Source organism: Brevibacterium otitidis (genome assembly GCF_042429315.1).
Taxonomy (GTDB): Bacteria; Actinomycetota; Actinomycetes; order Actinomycetales; family Brevibacteriaceae; genus Brevibacterium; species Brevibacterium otitidis.
The window spans coordinates 1-5,319 of the sequence record NZ_JBHMAU010000111.1 but is presented as its reverse complement, the minus strand read 5'-3'; the positions used below and the strand labels follow the sequence as shown (position 1 = coordinate 5,319).

The window sequence follows — 5,319 nt, the reverse complement described above, 5'->3', positions numbered from 1 at the left end:
CTATCCGGGTCTTCTTCTCCGCCGGAATCGAGGGTGGTCTACCCATGTCTGACTCTCCTTCAGGACCTACATAACGGCCCTGCCACTAAGTCTGACGCGCGACAGCTTCCGAGCCAGCCGTATGTGACGGGTCCGGTGTCTGGTGTGGTTGTGGTGGTTCCTGGTGTGCCGTATTCGGTGTAGTTTGCCCAGGAGTTGATGCCGCCTGCTGGTGTGTCTCCTTCTGGCAGGTCGATGGTCGCGACGGTGTCGCCACCTGGGTCGGCTACGGTCAGCTGAGTTTTACCGCCGGTTTCGAGGGTGATACCGAGGTCTCCCCCGATGGAGGATTCGTAGCGGGTGGTGTGTGTATCGTCTCCGTTTCCGGTGGTGACCCAGCCGGGGTTGTCGCTGCTGTCACTGTAGTGACGGTGCAGCGTTGTTGAGGTATCACCGGTGGTGCTGGTTTCCTGGCTGCGCCTGCCCTCGGGGTCGAGGGTGAAAGCGGTGCTGGTATCACCTTGTGTGATCTTTGCCGCCAGGTCATCGGCGAAGTATTCGATGCCGATATCACCGTGTTCTGGGTGGGGTGCATCACCTGCGGGCAGTTTCGTGATACGGCCGAGCTGATCGTAGGTGTATTCCCCGGTGATCCGGTCGGCGTCATCATGTGACCAGGTCTTCTTCACCGTCTTGGCGTTCTCAGTGCCGCATTCTGGCCCAGCGGCAGTCGTAAGTGCCGTGCGGTTTGAGTTCGCGTCAAACGTGTAGTTGCGGATCACACAGTCACCAGGTGCTGTGGCTGTGACCGGAGGAGTGCCTTCAGTGCTGATCCCGGGATCTGAGGGTTCTTCACTATCACCGGAATTGTCAGTGTCTCCCGGTCCTGTACCCGGGTCGGGTAGTGGACTGGTAGCGCCGGTGCGGTCGATTGTCTGGATCAGACGCCCGGCCGGATCGTAGGTGTACTCAAGGTCACTGGCAGCGTCGTCAGCGTTCGCGCTCCGCCCGTCAGGGGTGCGCATCCTGACGGTCCGGTCAAGTACGTCGGTGTCGATCTGCCAGGACAGCCAAGCCCCGGTCGTGGTGTCGCCACCGTTGGTGATGGTACCGGCATAGGTCAGGCCTGTCATGGTGCCATTGATGTCATAGCTGCTGGTCTGCTCAACACCTCCGGGCATGGTCTGGCGGATCAGTTTCCCGCCGCTGTCGTAGGCGGCAGCGTAGGAGCCGGCCTTGCTGATCGTTTGAGAGGTCAAAAGCCCGCGGCGTTCTTGTTTCCCGTTGGCATCTGTACCGTCATACCCGTAGGTGGTTTCACCGGCAGGAGAGGTCACCTTCGCGACCTGACCGGCACCGGGTTTACCTGCCTGTACATACTCGGTGCGGGTGGTCTCGCCCTGGCTGTTGGTGTACGAGGTTGCCCGCCCCCAGTTATCGAAACCAGTGGCTGTCTCTGCCACAACCGAACCGTTCTCCAGGGCCTGTGTTCCTGTCGCCCGTCCGGTGGCCTTGTCATAGACAGTCTTCGTCACCGGCAGTGCGTGCGTATCCACTCCGGTGGTGGTGGTCGCGGTCGTATCAGTGCGGCCATCAGGCAGGTACGTCGTCGTCGTCTCACGGGTAGCCGTACCGTTGGCTTCACGGACCGTGACTGGGTTAAGCCACACATCATAGGCCGTGATCGTCTCACTCACCAGCTCCGGGCCGCTACTGGGTGTGCCACCAGGTGACGCCTGGCATTTCAGCCCAGCCCATTCCGGCCGCCTCCCGCACACCCCGGTGCCATCAGCCGAGTAATACTCGGTCAGCGTCGTGCGTGGATCCTTGCCATCAGACTTCGGCTGCCAGGCCTCGACGACACCGCCACGCTCGTCATACCGGGTTCTGACCACAATGTCATCACCACCATCAACAAGCGTCGTCACAGCTGTTGCTGCGCCGAGTGTCCAGCCAGACGTCGGGCCTGTCACCTCGGCGTTATCGATCGGGTCGTAGCTGTTCTTCGTCCGTGTGATGACGGCAAGATCTTCCGGGATCGCAATCGATGTATCGGAGTGTGCCGCATCTGCTGCTGCAGCTGCTGTGGTCACGGTGGTTGGCAGCAGGTACTTCTGCTTCGCTGCCTCCGGTTGCCCGGCAGGAGCGGGTTTCATACCCCCATTCGGTGCGCCTTCATCGTAATCGGTATGCACATGCTTGCGGGCTGGGACTTTCTGCCCATCAGGCAAGACGACCTCAGCGACCGGCTCGAACACATCAGTGACCACCGTGCCGGCCGGCACGACCGGCACCTCACCGTTCTTCTCTGCCGAATCGGTGTTGTACCGGGTCACAGTCGCGAAATACGACACATCGAACTCAGCGTTGGTTTCTCGTGCCTCTTTGGCTGCCTGCAATCCGGCGGTGTCCCACTGGCCGATCGTGTTGTATTTCTCGTCATACTGTGTGCGGGTCGGCAGCCAGCCACCAGCACCATACGACACTGTGTTAAGCACATAACCTGAGGCATCCGTATACGTCAGATCCGCATTCGCCCACAATCCAGAGTCAATGCCGGCAGCACTTCCGCCCTCGGTCGGCTGATCGGCAGCAAACACAGCGAATCCGTGTGCCGGGGCGGAGTCCTGACCCCACGCGGCGACTCCGTCAGCGGTCATATCCGGCAAACCGGCACCCCCAGCAGTGGGGTCGAGTCCGTAGACGAACGATGCCTGTGTTTCCGCTTCGCCCTCACCAGAGACCGGATCGCGGGTGACCTTGGTCAAACGCATCCGCTCATCAACTGTGCCGTAGTGGAAGTACCAGGTCTTCTCACCTGCCGGAGTCACACTGCCCAAAGCCGGCCCGATCGCATGCTTCACCGTCGTGTACGTGTAATCGGTGGCCAACCCAGAGCGCGGGTCGTTGACCGTGCGCAAACGCTTGGCCCCGTCATAGCGGTACTCAGCTACCGGGATCGTCACCACCTGCTGCGCTGCAGGATCCCACCCGGTATAGGCGATCTGCTTGACCTGACCGGCGACATCACCGTGCTGCGGATCTGTTGCTGTGGTGGTTTTCGCGTATTCGATCTCCAAAGCACGGCACCCCTTGGCCAACGCACCGGTCGCAGCACACGTCACCCCAGGCGCCGACCCAGCAAGCACTCGCGTGATCTTGCCCTCAGCATCCTTCGTAAACGTCGTCGTCCCCTGCTTGCCCGGTGATGCCACAGACGCAGGTGACCACACCGTATCGGCATCGGCACTCACCTTCACCGGTGTGAAAGTCGTCACCACCCCCTCGTCATCAGTGACGAGCATTCTCGCACCGTTGCCAGCCCCCTGGATCGTCAGGGACACACCCGAGCTCTTGGTGTCGTCATCAGCTGGAATATACGCTCCAGGTTCAGACTGGATGCGTCGCTGGGACGGCTGCCGGAAGACCAGCGGCTGCCCTTCATCATCGACCAAAGCGATGATGCCTTCTGAACGCGTCGCATCGATCACACTCAGACCAGCCATCCCAGCTTCGTCATCCCCATCCAGAGTTGCACTCCACCCCGGACCAAAGATGCCGCGCACGGTATCGGTCGCACCAGCATACGTCGAATGCGACCTCGAAATCGACAGATCACCGTTATAACCAGGTACGCTCACATCAGTGACTGAAGTGTTGAACTCCCCCGTCCACAACGCAACCTGGCCCGGACCAGCATCGGAGGTCGGGAAATCCTCCCCGAACGCATGAGCGATCCGAACCACCTTCACCGGCTGCACAGACCAGGTGCACTGCGTCGACACTCCTGTGAACACATAGCAGATCTGCACTTCCAAAAGCGCAGGCCTGCGCGGATCAAGTTTCGTACCATCAGCTGCGACCGTGGCCTCCTGTGTGTTCCACAGCTGTGAAACACTCACACCAGCCGCGCCATTGTCCCTAACATTTAAGCTGCTGCCCTCAGTCCAGCCCGAGCGATCATCCTCACCCGAGCCGGCCAACCGCCAGTACACCTTCGCACTCACCGCACTGGCAGCACCCTTCGGCGGAGCTGAAGACTCCAACCGGATCGTCGATGTCGTCGTCGTCCCATCAGCCGGGCCCGTGATACCAGCCGTGCCATACCCAAACGTGTACACACCAGCCCACGCCGAGGTCTTGCCCGTCACATTCAAAGCCCGCGCATCAATCCGGTGCCCACCGATAGCCTTCGAGACCTTCACACTGGCCTTACCACCCGAGAGAGCAACCGTTGTCCGCTTATGATCAACATCGACTTCAACCCGGTTCGGGCCCGCGTTACCCGAACCCGCAGCAGTAACAGTACACGTCACATCCTCTGCCGGTGGGCGGTCATGCCAGCTGCCGTTGCCGTACGGGCCAGGACATGAAATCACCGGCTTGCCAGGTGTCGCCTGCGCTGTCTTAAACGCAGTCCAGCCAGACCAGGCACTATTGAGCTTCCCATCCCACGACCGGGTCCTGACCACATACGTGGCATTATCAGACAAATCCGCATTCAGCCGGCACGACACCTTCTGCCCCGAAGCCACGAACCCTGATGTACACGACCCGGCATTCGCACCCGAACCAGAATCGCGTTTGACTTCAATATCGAACTTCACGCTCCCACCATCAGGATCCTTGACCACCGACTCAAACGTCGGACGCTTCTCTGCAGTAAACGTCGACGAACCCGACCTGACAGCCCCACGAATCTGCGGCGTCGAGGGCACCCCCGGAGTCCGATTCCACGTCACCACCAGATGCGGCTCAGACCGATTATCCTGCTTATCGGCAACATGATTCGCCGACCGGTACCGCCGCCACGCCGTCGACGCTGACTCATTGCGCGCCCGGATCTGCAGACCATAATTCGCCTGCCTACCCGTCGTCCACGCCTCGACGATCTTCGTGACATTGAAGTCAACCATCCCACCCTTACACGCCGGCGAATACCCCAAAGCCTGCGTATTCGTCCCCATCCCAGCCGTCGTCGTTGACGGCTGCTTATCCCAGGTGATCTTCGCGGAATCCCAGCCAGAAGTGATCCGCTTCGCCTCAATCACCTGCCCACCCTTACACGTCGAAGAGTAGTAATTGAACATCCGCAGCCTCGCATCAACAACCTTGCCATCCTTCAGGCTGCCGACATCGAACTTCACATACGACCGGTACTTCCGCCCTCCCCCGTCATACGTGCCCACCCGCAGCTCCTTCGACGAACGCTGCGAAGTCTTCAGCTTCGAATCAAGGGCTTGTCAACTTGAGTGTGTATGGGGCGGTTTTCACAGGTAGGGTTCCATGCGGTCGGGGAAGGCCACAGCGAGCTGGGCCAGGGCTTGTTTCCAGTTCGTG

At 60.4% G+C, this 5,319-nt stretch carries 1 protein-coding gene; it reads right to left on the bottom strand.

The annotated features are described in order from the left end of the window. Positions 1-59 precede the first annotated feature (59 nt). Positions 60-5,204: a DNRLRE domain-containing protein gene (locus ACFFN1_RS13860; RefSeq protein ID WP_376841426.1), complete on the bottom strand. Its 5,145-nt coding sequence runs from the start codon at positions 5,202-5,204 to the stop codon at positions 60-62. Positions 5,205-5,319: the final 115 nt, after the last annotated feature.